Genomic DNA, 23,069 nt, shown 5'->3' with positions numbered 1-23,069 from the left:
ACCTTATTTGACAATTAATCATCACTTGAAGAATGAATGATACTCGACGTTTATGAAGCTACTAGTAAAACTAATCGCCATGGGAAGTGTATCACCAATGCTGTGGGCCAGACCTTCAACTGTACTTACAAATGCGTGGCGACGGGTAAGCGGTGGAGGCGCAAGCTGCTCTCCCATATGCTGCAAGGTCTAGAAAGCTGGGCTGTTTATGAGTTTGTAAGCGCTCATCCGGAGCTGATATGCGCGTTAGAGCACGATGGGTTTGTTTCTTACTGCTTGATCAATGATGGGGATTGGCAGCATCCGTTTTTAGTGATTATGTTGAAGCACTAAGTTAACATTAATTGACCTGCCTTATTCCCGTGGAGTTTGAGACTCGCTATTGCCATGTGAACCACCTGGTTAAAAAAGGCGATATGCAAGACTTCTTCAGTCGGTTGCAAGAACACCTTATGAACGGCTTGGAATGGCCAGGTCAAGACTATTCGCTGTTTGGCTCGGTGCAGATGGAACAAGGGATCGAAACGCTATTTCTCCCAGCACAAAGATATCCGATTCCATCAACGCACCGATAGAAGCGCGATGGAACTGTCAGCCAAGCTTTGTGCATCTTTCGCGTTATCTTTGTTATAATATGCGAGGATGTTTTTTATCTATATGAATTCATGCCAGTAAGTTGCTGGTGAAGATGGGAAGGGATATCAATGGGTGATAACAGCTATAAATTCCAAAAATTAACGCCTGTCAACGATGTTAAGCTGGGTATATATAAAAATGCTATAGATTTTGTTTTTGACAATGACGACCTAAAAAATATCGCAATATCAGGGCAATACAGCGCAGGAAAAAGTAGTCTTGTCGAATCCTATAAGAAAAACCATCCAAAAATAAAATTTGTTCATATTTCACTTGCCCATTTTAGAGTAACAGATCAGGCTGAAGGCAGTAAAACCGAGAAACCCAATAATGAAACCACATTAGAAGGTAAAATTCTTAACCAGTTAATTCACCAAATTAATTCTGATAAAATCCCTCAAACAAATTTTAAAGTAAAGAAAAAGTTAGAATCTAAAAGTGTTGCTAAAAATAATTTTTTTATAGTGCTTTTTATTGCAATGACATTACATATAATACTGTTTGATAAATGGCATCGCTTTGTCTCATTGTTATCTGATGGTTGGTTAAAGAATTTTTTAATACTCTCCACAAATTATGATTCCCTATTAATTAGTGGTGCAATATTCACCATTTTATCTTGTATATTTATACATGTCTTAATTAGAACGCAAAAAAACAGGAACATGCTGCGAAAAATAAGCTTACAAGGCAATGAAATAGATATTTTTGAAGAGAGTGAAGAGTCTTATTTTGACCGGTATTTAAATGAGGTATTATATCTTTTCGAGAATGTTGACGCTGACGCCATCATTTTTGAAGATATGGACCGCTTTAATAAAAATTATATCTTTGAACGCCTTCATGAAGTGAATAGACTGGTTAATATTCAACGAAGTCTGACAGGACATAAAAAAATGACGTTACGTTTCATTTATTTACTTCGCGATGATATTTTTACTTCTAAAGATAGAACCAAGTTTTTTGACTATATTATCCCTGTTATTCCGGTTGTTGATAGCTCTAACTCTTACGATCAGTTTATCGATATCTTTAAGCAAGGTGATATTTTATCATTATTCAATGAAAGATTCTTACAAGGACTTTCATTATATATTGATGACATGAGGATACTGAAGAATATCTATAATGAATTTTTGGTGTATTACTATAGATTAAATATAACCGAGCTTGACTGTAATAAAATGCTAGCTGTCATTGCCTATAAAAATATTTTTCCTAAGGATTTTAGTGAATTACAGCTCAACCAGGGAATGGTTTTTGCTATATTTAATGAAAAAGAAAGACTGATTATTTCGGAGATTGAAAAAATAGAAAATGATATTAATGATAGAAAGAAAGAGATTGATGCAATAAATAATGAAATACTAAACTCTAGTAATGAGGTTGATACTATATATGATGAAGAGTTATATTCATATAGAAAAAACCCTCAATTTTATCAGGCTAAAATAACTGAAATAGAAAATAAAAAGAAGTCTAGAAAAGAAAATGTTGAAAACAAATTTAATGGTAAAATAGAAGAAATTAATGAGATTTTATCTAAATTAAAAGAAGATTTAGTTGACTCTAGAAATAAAAAACTTAAAGAAATAATAACAAGAGAAAATATTGACGCAGTGTTTAAAGTTACCTATACCAATGAAATTGGTAAGAAACTAGACTTTAATGAAATAAAAAGCAATGAGTATTTTGACTTACTTAAGTACCTTATCCGCGATGGCTATATTGATGAAACCTATGCTGACTATATGACCTATTTTTATGAGCATAGTCTGAGCCGCGTTGATAAAATGTTTTTACGCAGTATTACCGATAAAAAAGGTAAAGAGTCCACTTATAAACTCAAGAACCCCAAGTTGGTTGTTGCTCGTCTTAGAGAGGTGGATTTTGAACAGGAAGAGGCACTTAATTTTGATCTATTAGCTTACCTGCTTCAAACGCCGGTCCATGTGAATTTAATAAAACGCTTATTTAAACAGTTTAGAGAAGATCGAAGAGTAGAATTCATTCGTGACTACTTTGAAACGGATAGGGCTCAGACTGTCTTTATTAATAAATTAAACACGCTGTGGCCTGAATTTTTTTCTTATTCCTTTAAAGAGAGTGGGTTTTCTGTTGATTGGGTTAAGCGTTACTCAGTAGGCACATTTTATTATTCTTCTAATAATACCATTGAGTCCATTAATATTGATGATTGTTTAACCAATTATATCTCTGATTCAGCAGATTATTTGGCAATAGCAGAGCCTAAGGTTGACAAATTAATTAGTGGTTTTAAGCTACTTAATGTCTCTTTTGCCAGTATTAATTTTGATAGTGCAAATAAAGTACTCTTTGATGCAGTTTATCAAAATTCACTTTATAACATTAACGTTGCCAACCTGGCCTTAATGTTAAGTGAGGTATATCAGATTAGTAATAAAGACGATATTCGCCATAAAAACTATACATTAGTGATGTCACAGCCTGAGTCTCCTCTGGCGAACTATGTTAATGATCATATTGGTGACTATATCGATACTGTATTATCTAGCTGTAATGACTCAATTATGGATGATGAAAGTATTGTTTTATCTGTCCTCAATAATGAGGAAATATCGGATGAGCAAAAAGATAGATATACAAATTTTTTGCAAACCTCTGTGACATCTCTAAGTGAGGTTGAGGATGAATCCTTATGGTTATCGTTGTTGGATAAAGATATAGCAGTTTGTTCTGAAGAAAATATAGTATCTTACTTTGCAAATGTTGATGGGCTAGATAATTCACTTATCGCATTTATCAATAGAAGTGATACAAAACTAAATTTTGAAAAAATCGATATTGAAGACGAGCAAAGAAGAAAACTGTTTAGAGCGTTTATTATCTGTAGCAATTTATCAAATGATAAATATGAGAAGTTAATCTGTTCGCTAAAGCTAATTTATAAAACAGCCTTTAGTGTTAGCGGTATCGCAGGCGATAAATTAAAAATATTAATAGATAAGAGCATTATTCGCATGAATATAGATTCACTTGAATTTATACGGGAGAATTATCCCGAACAGCTTTTTTATTACATCCAAAATAATATAGAAACCTACGTTGAAATGATGACAGAAGAGAGATTTTCTTTAGATGAAGCTATATCGATACTTTCTTTTAAGGTTGATGATAATATAAAATTAAAGTTACTCGGATTTATTAAAACGCCAATTGCTATTGATGGGAAAGAATACTCTCCTGCCGTTAATGATTATATTTTAAAAAATAATTTCGAATCAAGTGAGCTCTTAAGCTTGACATCATCTTATAAAACTTGGGGAGCATCCACTCAATCGATTATTCTGAATCGAGCAATACAAAATATATCAGTATTGATAGCAGATTCCGATAATGTTTCTGAAGCATTAATAAAAGAATTGTTTACCAAAGAGGAGCTGGATAAGCAAGATAAAATAGCACTATTAATCGCCTTGTTACCGAGTAAGCGTTTAAGTAAGACGGCCTGCAAAGAGTATCTTGATATGATTGATTTACTGGAATTTAGTAAAATATTGGGGCGAGGAAAACCTAAAATTGAGGTTGATGAAACCAATCAAAGGTTATTAACAGCATTAAGAGATAATCAGTTATTCTTTGATTTTGAGAAGGATGAGGAAAACCCCTCTTATTATAAAATAATAAAAAGAGCATCTATGTTTAATTCAGATAAATAGTGGTATGTATCCTTCGACCATTTGGGCACTTTTATTATGCCCATTTTTTATACTCAAATCTAAATGGCTTACAGTCACTCATAATTTCACATGCATCTCCGATCGCGATTCGGCATCACTAAACTAACGGCTAATGCCCATAAATACTAAACATTAACGTCTATATCTCGCTCAGGCTGTGTGAAAGCTCTGACTAAAATCTAAAGTGCGTAATGCTATGCAAATGATCGGATGGTTAGCAGAGTCAAATTGAGAACGACTAATTCATGCCTTCAACGTATCAATATAATCCGCCCATTTTTGCAACCAGACCTTACATTCTTTTTCGTAGCTAAAGAGATCGTAGATATCTCAATACCCTTGTGGGAGTGGCCTAAAACAGCTTCTGCCACCTCACTGGGGCATACAATACGCCCACGCCTACCGGCAACGAGGCCAGTATCCCCTTTTCCTACATCAGACTCGCTTACGCAAACCATACCAAGTTGCCTTATTTTCATCCCACTCGCCAAACCCAAGAGCAAACTCGTCAGCAGCACAGAGTTCGCGTAGAATGCGCCATTAGCGCCACCCGTGGTTGGTAATCTCCGGTTTTCACCCTCATCCGCTTTGTCTACATCAGTGGGGGACGTTACTTCAATGACGTTGGTTAACTGTGCTGGTGATGAGATAAAGCGAGCATGCAAATATTTGACTAATCCGTTAACCCATTAAAATAAAACAAAAAAGCCAAGTAAAGAACCATAAATATGAACATTATTTACCAAGACCAGCATATTATCGTGGTCAATAAGCCCAGCGGGTTGCTTTCTGTACCGGGGCGAGCACCAGAAAATCATGACAGTGTGCTGGCACGTGTCCAGGCGGAATTTCCCGCGGCGCAATCGGTACATCGTCTGGATATGGCGACCAGTGGGGTGATTGTTGTCGCGCTAACCAAGGCTGCTGAGCGTGAGCTAAAGCGTCAGTTCCGTGAGCGTGAACCAGAGAAATGCTACATTGCCTGGGTCTGGGGCCATATAGAATTAGACGAAGGATTAGTGGATTTGCCGCTGATTTGTGATTGGCCGAACCGTCCGCTGCAGAAAGTCTGTTTTACCACCGGTAAAGCGGCGCAAACCCACTATCAAGTACTTTCCCGTGATGCGGATGGCAGTACGCGAGTAAAACTGACCCCGATCACCGGGCGCTCCCACCAATTGCGTGTTCATATGCTGGCATTGGGGCACCCGATCCTCGGAGATGGCTTCTACGCGCACCCCGAGGCCAAATCCATGGCAGAGCGCCTACAACTACATGCCCAAGAGTTGCGCATCACTCACCCAGAGTTCCACACATCCATGAATTTCCGAGCCGACGCCGATTTTTAAGCGCCGGCTTAATACCGGACTCATGCCCTATATCTGAGTCATTCCCTGTGCGGCTACTTGAAGCCTTTTTCATGTTTAATCAAGTCATAAGCCGCCTGAATTTCTTGCGCTTTCTGTTTGGCCATTTCCATCATTTGTGGCGGTAATCCTTTCGCCACCAGTTTATCTGGGTGGTGTTCGCTCATCAGTTTGCGATAGGCACGTTTGATGACAGCGGCATCATCATTGCTGTTAACGCCCAAGACCTTGCAGGCATCCTGTAGCGTCGGGCCCCGTTGGGCCTGTTGATACCCCCCTTGGGAACCGTAACTGTGCTGCCCCTGCCCGCCACCAAACTGGCGGCCACCTTCCATCATGTTGAGAAACTGATCGAACTGGCTATGTGAAATCCCCAGCTCTTCGGCAATGACATACAGGACATCCCGCTCATTGGGATGGAGTGAACCGTCAGCAAATGCCGCCTGGATTTGAATTTCCAAAAACATCCGAATCAAGTCAAAACGACCCACGCAGATACTGCGTAATTGCTGTAATGTTTCCCGCAATGGAAATTGATTCTGCTTACCCTCACGGAAAGCTTGCTGTGCCGCGGTTCTGGCCTCGCCATGCAGTTGCAAACGGTCCATAAACAGGTTGGCTATTTGGATATCTGCCTCGGTCACCCGCCCTTTCGATTTAGTCAGGTGCCCCATAACCTGGAAAGTGGTACGGAAGAATAGCGCCTGCCGCGCTTGCTGATTGGCAAAAAAACCCTGGTTGCGTTTGTTATAAAGCGCAGTATCAATCATCTGGCCGATAATCAGCCCTAAAATAATCCCCCAGAATCCCGCTCCAGACCAGACAGCGATAATCACTCCGAGTAGTTTTCCCCAATACTGCATAGACTCCCCAACTGTAAATTGTCAATCGCACACCACGGGTTGATTGAAGTGTTGCCGCCTTACCAGGATGAACTCCAATTATTTTGGTGTAATTCCCTTATTTATACGCAAGGGGTAAGGCGATTTTTTCCAAGAATTCGATTATCATACCTGTCATTTATCGCTACGCCTAACGTCGGTGTTGTCGACAGCAAGGTTTATACTTGTCGTCATTCAAGCGCCTACGATGTGACTGGTGCGAACGGATGCAAGCAACACTCAAGCAATTTGACGTATGAAAGGTATAACACTAGCGCAACGTTGATGCATGATATAGTCTCTGAATCATTTGCTGGACATGACGCTTCGGATAACGGAACACCAAAAAACGCGTATGAAAAAATGTTTCCCCACACTGCTGGCCACATTGATTTGGTCAGCAATTTATAGCCAGTATGCCGTCGCTGACTTGACTGAGCAATGTATGCTCGGTGTACCTATTTACGATAAGCCCCTTGTTACCGGCTCTCCTGACAGCTTACCTGTCACCATTCGTTCTGAGAGCGCCCATGCCAATTTCCCTGATAATGCCCAATTCACCGGCAATGTGGATATTGAACAAGGCAACAGCAGGCTGCTAGCCGAACAAGTTGATCTGAACCAAACGCAAAAAGAGGGTCAACCGAACCCTATCCGCACCGTCACCGCCACCGGTGATGTGCATTACGCGGATAATCAGATCAAACTGAAAGGCCCGAAAGCCTGGTCAAACCTGAACACCAAAGATACTGATGTTTATCAGGGTGAATACCAGTTGGTGGGGCGCCAAGGGCGCGGCGAAGCCGACAAAATGAAGATGCGTGGTGAAAACCGCTATACCATTTTGGAAAATGGCTCCTTTACCTCCTGTTTGCCAGGAGATAACAGCTGGAGCGTGGTCGGATCTGAAGTTATCCAGGACCGAGAAGAACAAGTTGCCGAAATATGGAATGCCCGCTTCAAGATTGGTAATGTGCCGGTGTTCTACAGCCCTTATATGCAATTGCCGATAGGCAACAAGCGCCGTTCAGGTTTTTTGATCCCGAACGCCAAATATAGTAGCAATAATGGTTTCGAATTCCTGTTGCCCTATTACTGGAACATTGCTCCCAACTTTGATGCCACTATTACGTCACACTATATGACAGAGCGTGGCCTGCAGTGGCAGAACGAGTTCCGTTATCTGCTGCAACCCGGCTTGGGGACTATTGCCCTGGATTGGCTGCCCAGTGATCGTCAATATGAGAACGACCATGGCGAATCCAATGACAGTAAGCGTTGGCTGTTTTACTGGGGCCATAGCGGCGTAATGGCCAAGGTGTGGCGTTTTAGCGTTGACTACACCAGAGTCAGTGATTCTTATTACTTTACGGATCTCACCTCACAATATGGAACCACCACTGACGGTTACGCAACGCAAAAATTCAGTCTCGGTTACGCCAATGAAAACTGGGATACCGCGTTGTCATCCAGGCAGTTCCAGGTTTTCCCTGCGGGCGGTAACGAAAATGCCTACCGTTCTCAACCGCAGTTGGATATCAACTATTACAAAACAGATATTGGCCCCTTTGACCTGCATACTTACGCCCAGGTCGCCAAGTTCACTACCGTCAACCCGGATAACCCGAAAGCCACTCGCTGGCATATTGAGCCGGCAGTGAGCCTGCCATTAGGTAACAGTTGGGGGAGTCTGAATACTCAAGCCAAAGTGATGGCAACTCATTTCCAACAAGATATTCCAAACGGTTTTGCGGCACATTCAGATCTGGATGAGTCGGTCAATCGCCTGCTGCCACAGTTCAAAACCGATGGCAAAGTGGTTTTTGAGCGAGGCATGGCCTTGTCACCAGACTATACCCAGACCATCGAACCACGGCTGCAGTATCTCTACGTGCCATATCGCGACCAAGGCAATATTTATACCTATGACTCAACACTGCTACAGACGGACTATTCTGGCCTGTTCCGTGATCGCTCCTACAGTGGGTTAGATCGTATCGCATCACAAAATCGTTTCGCAACCGGGGTCACCTCGCGAATTTATGATGATGAGTTAGTGGAACGTTTTAACGTTTCTGTGGGTCAAATCTACTATCTCAGCCATTCACGTACTGGGGAGCAATATCGCGAATTTGATAACAATAAAGATATCGGCAGTGTTGTCTGGGCGGGTGATACTTATTGGAAGATCGATCAACGTTGGGGCCTGCGTGGGGGCGTGCAATATGATACCCGCCTGAGCAGCTTTGCGTTAGGTGATGCGATAGTGGAATATCGTCAGGACGAAAATCGCGTAGTGCAATTAAACTACCGCTATGCCAGCCCAGAGTATATTGCTACTACGTTGCCAAATATCAGCAACCCAGGCTATCAGGAAGGTATTTCACAAGTTGGCTTGATCGGTGGCTGGCCAGTGGCGGATCGTTGGGCGGTGGTGGCAGGTTATTATTATGATACCCGGGCCCAACAGACGGCAAACCGCTTGGTAGGTCTGCGCTATAACACCTGCTGTTGGGCAATTAATCTCGGTTATGAACGTAAGATCACTGAGTGGGATAATGTCAACCAAAGCAGTAAATATGATAATCGGTATACAGTCAGTGTTGAACTCCGTGGCCTAGGTAACGATCACAGCCTGGGTACTAACGGAATGTTACGTGCAGGCATTCTGCCTTATCAACGTGCATTCTGATGTATTTTATGCCCAGGACAGGTATAACAGATTGAAAATAAAAACTTTCACCCGCAATTGCGGATTAAATAACGGGAAATGTATGAAGAACTGGAAAGCGTTTCTTCTCGGATTGGTGGTTTGTGCCAATACGGCATTCGCAGCGCCGCAAGAGGTCAATAAAGTCGTCGCCGTGGTCAATAACGGGGTGGTACTCGAGAGCGATGTGAACGGTTTATTACAATCGGTGAAACGCAACGCGCAGCAAGAAGGGCAACAGTTGCCTGGTGACAGCGAACTGCGTCAGCAAATCATTGAACGCCTGATCATGGATAATATTCTGTTGCAGATGGCGCAAAAAATGGGTATCACCGCCAGCGATGCCGATGTGGATAAAGCGATTGCCAATATTGCCGCCCAGAACAAAATGTCTGTTGATCAGTTGCGCAGCCGTTTGGCCTATGAAGGCTTAAACTACAACACCTACCGCGCACAAATCCGCAAGGAAATGCTGACCGCTGAAGTGCGTAACAATGAAGTCCGCCGTCGTGTCAACATCCTGCCACAGGAAGTTGAGGCATTGGCCCAACAGGTCGGTGCTCAAAATGGCGGAGATACCGAGGTTAATATCAGTCATATCCTGATACCGTTGCCAGAAAACCCGACTCAAGAGCAAGTTAACCAAGCTGGAACACTGGCAAAGCGCTTGGTGGGTGAAGTTAATGGTGGCGCAGATTTCGGTAAATTAGCCATCACCTACTCCGCCGACTCACAGGCCCTGAAAGGTGGCCAGATGGGATGGGGTAAACTACAGGAAATGCCTACACTGTTCGCAGAACGGTTGGTAAATGCCAAAAAAGGGGATGTGGTCGGTCCTATCCGTTCCGGTGTTGGTTTTCACATCCTGAAAGTTAACGATCTCCGTGGTGGCAACCAGTCAATTTCCGTCACCGAAGTACATGCGCGCCATATTCTCTTGAAACCGTCTGTCGTGATGACCGACGCTCAGGCGCAGGCGAAACTTCAGGCTGTAGCTACCGCTATCAAGAATGGTAAAGCCAAATTTGAAGATAAAGCCAAGCAACTTTCTCAAGATCCTGGTTCGGCGTTACAAGGGGGAGATCTGGGTTGGAGTTCGCCAGATGCTTATGATCCTGCCTTCCGTGATGCACTGCTGAAGTTGCAGAAAGGCCAGATCAGTGAACCGGTTCACTCCGCCTTTGGCTGGCACCTGATCCAATTGATCGATACTCGCCAAGTGGATAAAACTGATGCCGCACAGAAAGATCGCGCTTACCGCATGCTGTTCAACCGCAAATTTGCTGAGGAAGCACAAACCTGGATGCAGGAACTCCGTGCTTCAGCTTATGTGAAGATCCTCAATGGCAGCAATGCACAACACTAAGCGTATCGTGATTACCCCCGGTGAACCCGCCGGGGTGGGGCCGGATTTGGTCACCACACTGGCACAGCAGGATTGGCCTGTTGAGTTAGTGGTGTGTGCCGATCCTGCCTTATTGCTTGCGCGTGCCCGCCAATTGTCATTACCCTTGACGTTGAGAGAGTATCAACCCGAACAGCCAGCTCAACCACAGCAAGCCGGTAGTTTAACGGTGTTGCCCGTTGTAGCCCGAGCACCGGTGGTGGTCGGTGAGCTAAACGTGGCGAACAGTAGCTATGTTGTAGAAACACTGGCTCGCGCCTGTGACGGCTGTCTGAGCGGTGAATTTGCTGCTCTGGTAACCGGCCCGGTTAACAAAGGGGTCATCAATGATGGCGGTTTGCCGTTTAGCGGACACACTGAGTTCTTCGCCGAACGTAGTCACTGTGAACGCGTCGTGATGATGTTGGCTACCGAAGAGTTGCGTGTTGCGCTAGCCACCACCCATTTACCGTTATTGGCGGTACCCGGGGCGATTACCCTGCAGAGTCTGGATGAAGTGATCACCATTCTCGATCATGATCTAAAAACCAAATTCGGCATTGCGCAGCCACAGATCTATGTTTGTGGGCTTAACCCCCATGCCGGGGAAAATGGTCATATCGGGCGTGAAGAGCTGGATGTCATTATTCCCGCACTCGAATTGTTGCGTCAGCGCGGCATTCAACTGGTTGGGCCGCTACCTGCTGATACCCTGTTCCAACCGAAATATCTGCAACATGCCGATGCCGTGCTGGCAATGTATCACGACCAAGGTTTGCCAGTATTAAAATACCAAGGGTTTGGTCGGGCGGTAAATATCACCCTTGGCTTGCCCTTTATTCGTACCTCGGTCGACCATGGTACTGCATTGGAACTGGCTGGTAGCGGCACTGCCGATGCCGGTAGTTTCAAAACAGCCTTAAATCTCGCCATTGAAATGATAATTAATTCTAATGAATAATAGAGTCCACCAAGGGCATTTTGCCCGCAAACGTTTTGGACAAAACTTTTTAACCGATCAGTTTGTCATCGATAGCATTGTCTCAGCGATTCATCCACAACCGGGTGAAGCAGTTCTTGAGATCGGTCCAGGTTTGGGTGCCTTAACCGAACCTGTTGCTGCACGTATGGATCATATGACGGTGATCGAACTGGACCGTGATCTGGCCGCTCGCTTGGCCAATCATCCCCAGTTAAAAGATAAGCTGACCATCCATCAGCAAGATGCGATGACGGTGAACTTCGCCGAGTTGGCTGAACAAGTAGGTCAACCATTGAGAGTGTTCGGTAACCTGCCTTATAACATCTCAACACCGCTGATGTTCCATCTTTTCAGCTATACTTCGGCTATTCGCGACATGCATTTTATGTTGCAAAAAGAAGTGGTCAATCGCCTGGTGGCTGGCCCAAACAGCAAAGCTTATGGCCGGCTGACCGTGATGGCACAATACTACTGCAATATCATTCCGGTACTGGAAGTGCCACCTACCGCCTTCGCTCCACCACCTAAGGTCGATTCAGCGGTGGTTCGTTTGGTACCCCATGCGGTAATCCCACATCCGGTGCATGATGTGCGCATGTTAAGCCGTATTACCACCCAGGCGTTTAACCAACGCAGGAAAACCATCCGCAATAGCTTGGGTGAGTTGTTTACCCCAGAGCAACTGATGGAACTGGGTGTTGACCCGGCATTACGAGCAGAAAATATTTCTGTCGCGCAGTACTGTAAGCTGGCAAACTGGCTTTCAACCCAGCAGGTGCCAGCGCAATAAAGGAGTCATGACCATGATTGATTCGCCCCGTGTATGTATCCAAATTCAGAGTATTTATGTGGAGTCACAATCAATACCTGAAGAGGAGCGTTACGTCTTCGCATATACCGTTACTATCCGTAACCTGGGGCGTTTTAACGTGCAACTCCTGGGACGTTACTGGCTGATTACCAACAGCAATGGCCGCCAAACTGAAGTACAAGGGGAAGGGGTGATCGGCGAACAGCCCCTTATCCTACCCGGTAACGAGTTTCAATATACCAGCGGTGCGGTACTCGAAACACCGCTCGGTACTATGGAAGGTCACTACGAAATGGTGGATCACCAAGGTAAGCCATTTCGTACTGCTATCCCAGTCTTCCGATTAGCCATCCCTACGCTGATCCACTAATATGGCAACCTATCTTATCGGCGATGTTCATGGTTGCTTTGATGAACTGCAAGCGCTGTTAGCTCAAGCTAATTTCGAGCCACACCAGGATCAACTGTGGTTAACCGGTGATTTGGTTGCCCGCGGGCCAGATTCGCTCGCGGTGCTGCGTTATGTGCGTTCACTCGGCCCAGCAGTGCGTATGGTGTTGGGTAACCATGATTTACATCTGCTGGCTATCTATGCCGGCATTAGCCGTAATAAACCGAAAGACAATCTGACGCCTTTACTAGAAGCCCCCGACAGTGATGAGTTAATCAATTGGCTGCGGCGTCAACCCATTCTGCAAGTTGACCACCAGCGTAAACTGATTATGGGGCATGCAGGCATCACTCCACAGTGGGATATTGCCACCGCGCAACAATGTGCCCGTGAAGTTGAAGCCGTATTAAGTAGCAGCTGCTACCCGTTATTCCTTGATGCGATGTATGGCGATATGCCAAATAACTGGACCCCAGAGATGATTGGGCTGGCACGCCTGCGTTTCAGCACCAATGCGCTGACGCGTATGCGCTATTGTTTCCCTAACGGGCAGTTGGACATGATTTGTAAAGATGCCCCCACTGATGCCCCCTCCATGTTGAAGCCCTGGTTTGAACTCCCTCGCCAAGTTGACCCCGATTACACCGTTATTTTCGGTCACTGGGCTTCACTGGAAGGTAACGGCACACCTGAAGGTATTATTGCTCTAGATACCGGTTGTTGCTGGGGCGGGGAACTGACCATGTTACGTTGGGAAGATAAACAGTTTTTTACCCAACCGGCCAGCCAACGCGCAACGCTCGATGGTCAGAATTTACTCACCGACATTTAATTAAGCAACCGCAGGCCAAACGATGGTCGCAAACAATAGTCACAAGCATTAGCCACAAACATTAGCCACAAACAATGGCCAATAATGGTGCTCTGCGGTTGTCACCCAAGTGAGTCTCTTTTACTCAAGCTTGGTAAGCTGGATACCCCCCTACAGATAGGCAAGACCCACATTGGGTAATCAGGAAGGGGTTATCAGAAAGACTTAGCGACGTTCTAAAATCTCAAAACAATAACAGTGAGAATTCAGTTCATCTGCATCATGAAATTCACTGAACGAGCTTTCCCACTCATCGGGCTCGTAATCCGGAAAGTGGGCATCCCCCTCCACTTCAGCATCAATATGCGTCAAATATAACCGGTTAGCCCGTGGCAAAAACTGCTCATAAACCCGGCCACCACCAATCACCATGACCTCTTCCACATCCCCCGCGGCAGTCAATGCCTGCTCCAACGAGGTTACCCAAGTCACACTCTGGTCACTGCCTGGCTGGCTGGTTAAAACAATATTCTGGCGGCCTGGCAACGGACGACCTATCGACTCAAACGTCTTACGACCCATAATAATAGGTTTATTCAACGTGTTACGTTTGAACCACGCTAAATCTGCGGGTAAGTGCCATGGCATGGTATTTTCCATACCAATAACGCGGTCTGCTGCCAAAGCGGCAATCAGGCTGATAATCATTATATAACCCTGTATGTCTTCGTCATTTGAGCTGCAGCGGTGTTAGCTGCAACCTGAACAAACTTGGCGATAGAGTAGATGGCAAAATCGCCCACACTATACGTAAAGCGCTATTCGCCGTCGATAGGGTTTTGTCTCATTTACGCGATAAGACCTGAGGGTGTTAAGCCTACAGTAACAACCTTAAACCCCTGGTCGTTTGCGATATAACCATAAACCAGGCACGGATAAACCGATAGATAGTGCACCGACAATAAAACAGGCTTTAAGAAAATTGGAAATCATAACCGACATCAATGCTTCGCTATAGCCAAGATGGGAGATTTCTACCACACTAATCATCGCGGTATAAGCAGAAATCCCCGGGAACATCGGGATTACTGCGGCCACAGTAAATACCTTGGGGTGAGCCAGCAACCAACGTGACCAACTGATACCAATAATACCAATCAGAATGGCGGCCAAAAACGAAGCCCACTCGATATTCATCCCAAAATGCATCATCAGCATACGGGAACCATGGCCTAATGCGCCCAGTAAAGCGCAATAGCGCAAGGCACGGGCAGGCACATTAAATACCATGGCAAAACCCAAGGCAGGTACCGCAGCCAACAACATATCCTGCAGTAACATCCATAATAGGTTCATGCCCACCCCCGCAATTGCCATAACGACATGGCCATCACCACGCCGATACAGGTTGCCAGGGTCAATAAAGTGGCCATCGCCCAACGCGCCAACCCGGTATTCACATGGCCTTTAAACATATCAGCCACGGCATTAATCAATGGGAACCCGGGTACCAGCAGCAGAACACTGGCGGCCATCGCCACACTGGAGGTTTGGCTAAAAACAGGTAAACGCAGCAGTAAACCAGAAACCGAGGTGGCAACAAACGCCGTCAAACAGAAATTGATCAACGGATTCAAATGGCGGGCAGTCAATAGTTGGCGCACAAACATGGCCAGACCACTGGCCAGAAAAGTGACCACAAAGGCATCAGGGCCGCCACCATTGAGCATGCTGAAGCAGCCACAGGACAACCCCACCATCAACACCACCAGCCAGCGTGGATAACGCAGTGGAACGATCTTGTTAAAGCGCCGGGCAACCGTCTGGGCATCCGCCAAACGGTGTTCAGCCAAGATCACAATATGCTGCACCTCAGTAACAATTTGCATATTAATGCCGCGATCAACATTCTTACGTGTTGTCGTCAGGCAGGCATCATTGCTGATCGTGGTCAGCACCACCGCATTGGCCGAAATGGAGCTTTCCACACTGTCCATCCCCAGTGCCAAACCCAGGCGAGTAGAGAGCTGCTCCACCACCATGCTTTCCGCACCATGTTGTAACAGTAGCAACGCGCACTGAATACACAGGCGCGTGATCTCACGTTGCTGCTGATTGACACTGGGTAGATCCACCGTCAATTCCCGTTTCATATTGCTCATTGTACTCCCTGAATGAACGTCCACCGCAGCTAAACACCTCACCCTGCAAGATGCAGGTAGATATCCCCTACCTGCAACTTAGAACGTTCAGTTATTTACTGATTCGGGCATGTAATTCCTGTACCGAAGTCACCTGTTCAGTAGGGTCGGCCTTTAATGCCATCACGGTAGCAAAACCACCATTAAGTGTGGTGTCATAGTGTACTTTATACTGCAACGCACTACGACGGATCAGTTTGGAGTCCTCAATAGCCTGACGGCCCGCGGTGGTGTTAACAATATAGGTGTACTCGCCATTTTTGATGCGGTCCTGAATATGAGGCCGCCCTTCATGCACCTTATTGACCAAACGGGGATTAATCCCTGCCTCACCCAGTACGATGGCGGTGCCATGAGTCGCATCCAGTTCAAACCCCTGTTTGAGCAGGCTGGCTGCCAGGTCCACCACGCGGGCTTTGTCAGCCCCACGTACTGATAACAACGCACGCCCCTGTTTTTTCATACCGGAGTTACTGCCCAGCATCGCCTTGGAGAAAGCTTCAGCAAAGGTTGCCCCAACCCCCATCACTTCCCCTGTCGAACGCATTTCTGGCCCCAGAATCGGGTCAACACCCGGGAACTTATTAAATGGCAGGACCACTTCTTTCACCGAGTAATACGGTGGGATAACCTCTTCGGTTACCTGCTGCTCAGCCAGCGATTTACCGATCATCACTCGTGCGGCAACCTTCGCCAAAGGGACCCCAGTGGCTTTGGAAACAAAGGGAACGGTACGGGCAGCACGCGGATTAACCTCAATCAGGTACACTTCGTTGTTTTTCACCGCAAACTGGACGTTCATCAAACCACGGACCTGCAGCTCAAACGCCAACTTTTCCACCTGCTGGCGCATCACATTCTGGATATCCTTGCTCAACGTATAGGCTGGCAGGGAACAAGCCGAGTCACCAGAGTGTACGCCAGCCTGTTCGATATGCTCCATGATGCCACCGATCAACACGCGCTCACCATCGCAGATGGCATCGACATCCACTTCTACGGCGTCGTCCAGGAAACGATCCAACAATACCGGAGCATCATGGGAAACACTCACCGCATTCTGGAAGTAACGACGGAGATCAACTTCATCGTAAACGATCTCCATGGCGCGGCCACCCAGCACGTAAGAGGGGCGCACCACCAGCGGATAACCAATCCCTGCGGCTTTTTCTACCGCCTGCTCAATAGTGGCCACGGTGGCATTGGCGGGTTGCTTCAGCCCCAAGCGGTGGACAGCCTGTTGGAAGCGCTCACGATCTTCCGCACGATCAATCGCGTCCGGGCTGGTACCAATAATCGGCACACCAGCGGCTTCCAGCTCACGCGCCAGTTTCAGCGGAGTTTGCCCACCATACTGCACGATAACACCTGTTGGCTGCTCGATACGTACAATTTCCAGCACATCTTCTAACGTCACTGGCTCAAAGTAGAGACGATCCGAAGTATCGTAGTCGGTGGAGACAGTTTCCGGGTTGCAGTTGACCATAATGGTCTCGTAACCATCTTCACGCAATGCCAGCGCGGCGTGCACACAGCAGTAATCGAATTCGATTCCCTGGCCAATACGGTTTGGGCCGCCCCCCAAGATCATCACTTTCGGACGGTCATGGGATGGATTGGCTTCACACTCCTCTTCATAAGTGGAGTACATATAGGCGGTATCGGTAGCAAACTCCGCAGCACAGGTATCGACCCGCTTATAAACCGGGTGCAGATTGAAACCATGGCGCAACTTGCGGATTTCATTTTCTGAAACCCCGACCAATTTGGCCAAACGCGCATCAGCAAAACCTTTACGCTTCAGCAAGCGCATAAAACCGGCGTTTAAACCGTTGATGCCCAACTCAGCCACCTGCTCTTCAAGGCGCACCAACTCTTCAATCTGCACCAGAAACCAGCGATCGATATTAGTCAGGTTGAACACACCATCCACCGACAAACCGGCACGAAAAGCATCAGCGATATACCAGATACGATCACAACCGGCATCTTTAAGTTCGCGACGTATTTTGGTCAGCGCCTCAGGGTCATCAAGGCTCACTTTAGGATCAAAACCGGTGGCACCCACTTCCAGACCACGCAGTGCTTTCTGCAATGATTCCTGCTGGGTACGGCCAATCGCCATCACTTCACCCACAGACTTCATCTGGGTGGTCAGGCGATCATTGGCACCGGCAAATTTTTCGAAATTAAAACGCGGGATTTTGGTGACTACATAGTCAATGGAAGGCTCAAAGGAAGCTGGCGTGCGGCCACCGGTGATATCGTTCATCAACTCATCGAGGGTATAACCTACTGCCAACTTGGCGGCGATCTTGGCGATCGGGAACCCCGTGGCTTTCGATGCCAACGCTGATGAGCGGGAGACGCGAGGGTTCATTTCGATCACGATCAAGCGGCCGGTTTTCGGGTTGACGGCAAACTGGACGTTAGAACCGCCGGTTTCAACGCCGATCTCGCGCAACACCGCCATCGAGGCGTTACGCATAATTTGATACTCTTTGTCGGTCAGGGTCTGCGCGGGTGCCACGGTGATAGAGTCACCGGTATGGATGCCCATCGCATCGATATTTTCGATAGAGCAGACGATGATGCAGTTATCATGCTTATCGCGCACCACCTCCATTTCATACTCTTTCCAGCCAATCAGCGATTCATCAATCAATAGCTCGTTGGTAGGAGAGAGATCCAGACCACGCTGACAGATCTCTTCAAATTCTTCACGGTTATAGGCGATACCCCCACCGGTTCCTCCCATAGTGAATGATGGGCGAATAATGCAAGGGAACCCCACATCAGCCGCAACCGCCAACGCCTCATCTATATTATGCGCGATGCCAGAACGAGCGGTATCCAGGCCGATCTTCTTCATGGCAATATCGAAACGGCGGCGATCTTCTGCTTTATCGATAGCATCGGCAGTAGCACCGATCATGGTGACACCGAATTCAGCCAGCACCCCTTGGCGCTCCAGCTCCAGAGCACAGTTGAGTGCTGTTTGCCCACCCATGGTTGGCAAGACCGCATCTGGGCGCTCTTTTTCGATGATTTTACGCACCACTTCCCAGTGAATTGGCTCAATATAGGTGGCATCCGCCATTTCTGGGTCAGTCATGATGGTCGCGGGGTTGGAGTTAACCAGAATAACGCGGTAACCCTCTTCACGTAGTGCTTTACAGGCTTGTGCACCGGAATAATCAAATTCACACGCCTGGCCAATCACAATCGGACCGGCACCGAGGATCAGGATGCTTTTTATATCTGTACGTTTTGGCATGTTGTATGGCTCCTGATTATTTGGCGTTGGAACGATAAGATTCAATCAGTTCAATAAAGTGGTCAAACAGCGGTGCCGCATCATGGGGGCCAGGGCTGGCTTCTGGATGCCCTTGGAAACCAAATGCTGCTTTATCGATGCGATGAATTCCCTGCACCGTATGGTCAAACAGCGATTTGTGAGTGACCCGCAGAGTCGATGGCAAATTATTTTCATCTACAGCAAAACCGTGGTTCTGCGCGGTGATCATCACCCGTTGATTATCCAGATCCTGCACCGGGTGGTTACCACCATGATGACCCAACTTCATCTTGGTGGTTTTCGCCCCGCTAGCTAACGCCAGTAGTTGATGTCCAAGACAGATACCGAAGAGTGGAATGTCGGTTTCCAACAACTGTTTGATAGCGTTAATGGCGTAATCACAAGGTTCTGGATCACCCGGGCCGTTGGACAGGAACACGCCGTCTGGCTTCATTTTTAACACATCTGCAGCCGGAGTCTGAGCAGGAACCACCGTAAGACGACAGCCACGATCCACCAACATACGTAGAATATTGCGTTTTACACCGTAATCGTAAGCCACCACATGGTAAGGCAGTTCATCTACTGATTTGGCAGCTGGCAGATCCCCAGCCAGGGTCCAACTGCCTTGCAACCAAGGGTATGCATCCTTGGTGGTGACCTCTTTCGCCAGATCCATCCCCTTCAAACCGGGGAAAGCCTTGGCTTTTTGCAGTGCCAGCTCAGCATCAGCAGCATCGCCAGTCATGATGCAGCCATTTTGTGCCCCTTTTTCCCTCAGCAGACGCGTCAGTTTGCGCGTATCAATATCGGCAATGGCGACAATATTGTGCTGCTTAAGGTAGGCCGACAGTCCTTCTTCGTTACGGTAATTGCTGGCAATGAGAGGAAGGTCGCGGATAACCAGGCCTTGAGCATGAACAGAGGAGGATTCTTGGTCAGCATGATTGGTGCCAACATTGCCGATATGGGGATAAGTAAGAGTAACGATTTGGCGGGAGTAGGAGGGGTCAGTGAGGATTTCTTGATAACCGGTCATCGACGTATTGAAGACCACTTCCCCCACTGCCGAACCTTCCGCCCCAATGGCCCGACCATGGAATTGGGTTCCGTCTTCCAGAACCAATAGCGCTGATTTGATCAAAACACCCTCCAAGGAATAATAAATCACATTATTTGCATATTAATTCATATGTCACACTCTAAATCAATGCCAAAAACGCCATCACAGCTGATTTTTGGCAAATTGCGCGCATTCTAATGATGAGTGCTGGTCTTGTCTACAAAAAGCCCCCTTTTTTACATTAATTTTGTCCACCTTACGATTTATTTTAACCCACAGCCTCGAAAACACACAAAAACTCGGGCTGGAAAACGGTTGCAATAAGAAATAGCAGAAAAATTGGCTTTAAAAGGTAGTTGTCTAGATAAGATGAGATGAAATGGTCTAAAAATGAACAAATAAGCAAGATAAACATTAAAAATGGACATTAGAGTAAAAATTAAAGCCATAAAGCCTATTTTTACATAAAAAAATAGGGCAATTGGATTATTGCCCTATTTTCATGTAATTAGAAAAAAAACCTTAAAAAAAAGGAATTTAAAATATTATAACTGCTCTAATCCGAGCACATCACGCATATCAAATAACCCATTTTGCCGCGCAGAAACCCAAATAGCCGCACGGACGGCACCATTGGCGAAAGTCATACGGCTTGAAGCTTTATGCGTAATTTCCACCCGCTCGCCGATATCGGCAAACATCGCAGTATGTTCACCCACAATATCGCCAGCCCGGATAGTGGCAAACCCGATGCTCTTCGGATCTCGTTCGCCAGTATGACCAACACGCTGGTAAACCGCACACTCTTTAAGGTCACGGCCTAATGCCCCGGCAATCGCCTCGCCCATCGCTAGCGCAGTGCCGGAAGGCGCATCAACCTTATGGCGATGATGTGCCTCCACTATTTCGATATCCGTATAATCACCCATCACCTTGGCGGCCTTCTCCAACAGTTTCAACATCACATTGACCCCGACACTGAAGTTAGCGGCAAAGACAATGCCAATCTGTTGAGTAGCGACTTGGATGGCGGCTTTACCCGCATCATCAAAACCGGTGGTGCCAATCACCATACCTTTATGATGAGCCACACAGAATGCCAAATGAGTCAACGTGCCTTCTGGGCGAGTAAAGTCGATCAAAATATCAAAATCATTGACCACCTTTGCCAGGTCATCAGTGACAGTCACACCTAGCACCCCTACCCCGGCCAACTCACCGGCATCTGAGCCCACCAGACTTGACCCTGAGCGCTCCATAGCAGCACCTAACACCACGCCTGGTGCCAGCTGCACCGCTTGAATCAATTGACGCCCCATACGGCCACCAGCACCAACGACGGCAATGCGGATCTGTGAATTAGTCATACTCTGCTCTCTTTTTGATCAGTAGCCATTCTTCAGCACTCAGTCGACCTGCTTAATGTCCAGCCGCAGTTCTCTGGGTACTTCAAACACGATGTTCTCTTCACGACCACTAAGCTCATGAACCTCTTTGCCACCCAATATCTTCAAACGACTGATCACTTCCTGAACCAACACGTCTGGCGCAGAAGCCCCCGCGGTAACCCCAATGTTGCCCCCCCCTTGCAACCAGGCTTCTTGAATATCAGCGGCAGAATCGATCAGATAGGCCGGTTTACCTACACGTTGAGCCAATTCAGCCAAGCGGTTGGAGTTCGACGAGTTTTTCGACCCCACCACCAGGACGAGGTCCGCCTGTGCCGCCAGATTACGTACAGCTTCCTGACGATTAGTGGTGGCATAACAAATATCATCTTTCCGCGGACCGATAATATTCGGGAAACGTTCACGCAATACATCAATCACGTCCGAAGTGTCATCCACAGAGAGTGTCGTCTGGGTCATAAAACAGAGGTTATACTCATTCTTTACCTGCAGTTTCCAGACATCCTCGGGTGACTCAACCAGATACATTCCCCCCTGCGGGTTACTGTATTGCCCCATCGTGCCTTCCACTTCCGGGTGCCCAGCATGACCAATCAGGATCGCCTCAGTCCCCTTGCGGCTGGCTCGTGCCACTTCCATATGCACCTTGGTCACCAACGGACAAGTGGCATCAAACAACATCGTCAGTTGACGGGTTTTGGCTTCAGCGCGTACCGCCTGTGAAACACCGTGGGCAGAAAAGATCAGGATCGAACCATCAGGCACCTCGGCGATCTCTTCAATGAATATCGCCCCGCGTTCACGCAGGCTATCGACGACATAGCGGTTATGTACCACTTCATGGCGCACATAAATCGGTGCGCCATAAATCTCCAACGCACGTTCCACAATGCTAATCGCGCGATCAACCCCGGCACAAAAACCGCGCGGATTAGCCAGCAATATTTGCATCTGTTTTCTCCTGCTGTGGATCAATCTCCAATACTTCAATATCAAAGAGGACTGGGTGACCCGCCAACGGATGGTTGAAATCGACGGTGACAGAGTCTTCAGCCACTTCATGCACCACACCAGGCATTTCACTGCCATCAATGGCGGTAAACAGCATGATGGTACCCACCTCCGGCACCCCGGTATCGATGAAATCACGGTGCGAGAAGAACTGAATCAAGTCTGGATTCTTTGCCCCAAATGCCGCTTCCGGTTGCAGGGTAAAAGCACATTTATCACCCACCCGCAGACCAATAAGTTGCTGCTCCAAGGGGGCGGACAAGCTGCCATCCCCCAGGCGAAACAGCGCAGGTTTACCGTTGCCTCGGGTAGACTCCGCCGTTGAGCCATCGTCCAATTTCAGCGTGAAATGCACCAACACCGCACTACTACTGTTAACCTGAGCTGTCATG

General features: G+C 46.9%; 17 protein-coding genes. 8 read left to right on the top strand and 9 right to left on the bottom strand.

Going from position 1 to position 23,069, the window contains the following annotated elements; genetic code table 11:
• Positions 1 to 704: 704 nt before the first annotated feature.
• Positions 705 to 4,337, top strand: coding sequence for a hypothetical protein (locus tag IO95_RS17910; protein ID WP_037386416.1), 3,633 nt, complete (start codon positions 705 to 707; stop codon positions 4,335 to 4,337).
• A 749-nt stretch (positions 4,338 to 5,086) separates the two neighbouring features.
• Positions 5,087 to 5,707 (top strand): bifunctional tRNA pseudouridine(32) synthase/23S rRNA pseudouridine(746) synthase RluA, encoded by a 621-nt coding sequence (gene rluA, locus IO95_RS17900; protein WP_023492720.1) that lies wholly within the window; start codon positions 5,087 to 5,089, stop codon positions 5,705 to 5,707.
• Positions 5,708 to 5,760: 53 nt separating this feature from the next.
• On the opposite strand, the gene djlA is transcribed toward rluA, so the two are convergent.
• The gene (gene djlA / locus IO95_RS17895; RefSeq protein ID WP_023492719.1) at positions 5,761 to 6,588 is read right to left on the bottom strand and encodes a co-chaperone DjlA; all 828 of its coding nucleotides are present in this window, start codon (positions 6,586 to 6,588) and stop codon (positions 5,761 to 5,763) included.
• 373 nt (positions 6,589 to 6,961) lie between these two features.
• Here djlA and lptD point away from each other — a divergent pair, with 373 nt between their 5' ends.
• The 6 genes from lptD to apaH all read left to right on the top strand — a co-directional run bounded on the left by lptD (position 6,962) and on the right by apaH (position 13,716).
• Complete coding sequence (lptD, locus tag IO95_RS17890) at positions 6,962 to 9,298, top strand: LPS assembly protein LptD (RefSeq protein WP_037386410.1); 2,337 nt, start codon at positions 6,962 to 6,964, stop codon at positions 9,296 to 9,298.
• Positions 9,299 to 9,380: 82 nt separating this feature from the next.
• Positions 9,381 to 10,682: a peptidylprolyl isomerase SurA gene (surA, locus tag IO95_RS17885; protein ID WP_037386407.1), complete on the top strand. Its 1,302-nt coding sequence runs from the start codon at positions 9,381 to 9,383 to the stop codon at positions 10,680 to 10,682.
• Positions 10,669 to 11,661 (top strand): 4-hydroxythreonine-4-phosphate dehydrogenase PdxA, encoded by a 993-nt coding sequence (gene pdxA, locus IO95_RS17880; RefSeq protein ID WP_023492451.1) that lies wholly within the window; start codon positions 10,669 to 10,671, stop codon positions 11,659 to 11,661. Before surA ends, pdxA begins: the two co-directional genes overlap by 14 nt.
• Positions 11,654 to 12,472 (top strand): 16S rRNA (adenine(1518)-N(6)/adenine(1519)-N(6))-dimethyltransferase RsmA, encoded by an 819-nt coding sequence (rsmA, locus tag IO95_RS17875; RefSeq protein WP_023492453.1) that lies wholly within the window; start codon positions 11,654 to 11,656, stop codon positions 12,470 to 12,472. Before pdxA ends, rsmA begins: the two co-directional genes overlap by 8 nt.
• 13 nt (positions 12,473 to 12,485) lie before the next feature.
• Positions 12,486 to 12,863 carry a Co2+/Mg2+ efflux protein ApaG gene (apaG, locus tag IO95_RS17870; protein ID WP_023492454.1) on the top strand — a complete coding sequence of 126 codons (378 nt, stop codon included), beginning with the start codon at positions 12,486 to 12,488 and terminating at the stop codon, positions 12,861 to 12,863.
• A gap of 1 nt (position 12,864) precedes the next feature.
• Entirely contained in the window at positions 12,865 to 13,716 is an 852-nt protein-coding gene (apaH, locus tag IO95_RS17865) for a bis(5'-nucleosyl)-tetraphosphatase (symmetrical) ApaH (RefSeq protein ID WP_023492456.1), read from the top strand.
• Positions 13,717 to 13,920: 204 nt separating this feature from the next.
• On the opposite strand, the gene folA is transcribed toward apaH, so the two are convergent.
• The 8 genes from folA to fkpB all read right to left on the bottom strand — a co-directional run bounded on the left by folA (position 13,921) and on the right by fkpB (position 23,068).
• Positions 13,921 to 14,403, bottom strand: a complete 483-nt coding sequence (gene folA / locus IO95_RS17860) for a type 3 dihydrofolate reductase (protein WP_023492458.1) — start codon at positions 14,401 to 14,403, stop codon at positions 13,921 to 13,923.
• Between the two features lie 183 nt (positions 14,404 to 14,586).
• The gene (locus IO95_RS17855; RefSeq protein WP_037386403.1) at positions 14,587 to 15,051 is read right to left on the bottom strand and encodes a threonine/serine exporter; all 465 of its coding nucleotides are present in this window, start codon (positions 15,049 to 15,051) and stop codon (positions 14,587 to 14,589) included.
• Positions 15,048 to 15,848 (bottom strand): threonine/serine exporter ThrE family protein, encoded by an 801-nt coding sequence (locus tag IO95_RS17850; RefSeq protein WP_037386437.1) that lies wholly within the window; start codon positions 15,846 to 15,848, stop codon positions 15,048 to 15,050. The genes IO95_RS17855 and IO95_RS17850 overlap by 4 nt, the downstream gene beginning before the upstream one ends.
• Positions 15,849 to 15,948: 100 nt before the next feature.
• Positions 15,949 to 19,173: a carbamoyl-phosphate synthase large subunit gene (carB, locus tag IO95_RS17845; RefSeq protein ID WP_023489407.1), complete on the bottom strand. Its 3,225-nt coding sequence runs from the start codon at positions 19,171 to 19,173 to the stop codon at positions 15,949 to 15,951.
• Between the two features lie 16 nt (positions 19,174 to 19,189).
• Positions 19,190 to 20,338 carry a glutamine-hydrolyzing carbamoyl-phosphate synthase small subunit gene (gene carA / locus IO95_RS17840; protein WP_023489408.1) on the bottom strand — a complete coding sequence of 383 codons (1,149 nt, stop codon included), beginning with the start codon at positions 20,336 to 20,338 and terminating at the stop codon, positions 19,190 to 19,192.
• A 464-nt stretch (positions 20,339 to 20,802) separates the two neighbouring features.
• Positions 20,803 to 21,624 carry a 4-hydroxy-tetrahydrodipicolinate reductase gene (dapB, locus tag IO95_RS17835; protein ID WP_023489409.1) on the bottom strand — a complete coding sequence of 274 codons (822 nt, stop codon included), beginning with the start codon at positions 21,622 to 21,624 and terminating at the stop codon, positions 20,803 to 20,805.
• A gap of 39 nt (positions 21,625 to 21,663) precedes the next feature.
• Positions 21,664 to 22,617: a 4-hydroxy-3-methylbut-2-enyl diphosphate reductase gene (gene ispH / locus IO95_RS17830; RefSeq protein WP_023489410.1), complete on the bottom strand. Its 954-nt coding sequence runs from the start codon at positions 22,615 to 22,617 to the stop codon at positions 21,664 to 21,666.
• Entirely contained in the window at positions 22,598 to 23,068 is a 471-nt protein-coding gene (fkpB, locus tag IO95_RS17825) for an FKBP-type peptidyl-prolyl cis-trans isomerase (RefSeq protein ID WP_023489411.1), read from the bottom strand. The genes ispH and fkpB overlap by 20 nt, the downstream gene beginning before the upstream one ends.
• Position 23,069 lies beyond the last annotated feature (1 nt).

The organism is Serratia sp. DD3, from assembly GCF_000496755.2.
This window is presented reverse-complemented; position numbering and strand designations above follow the sequence as displayed.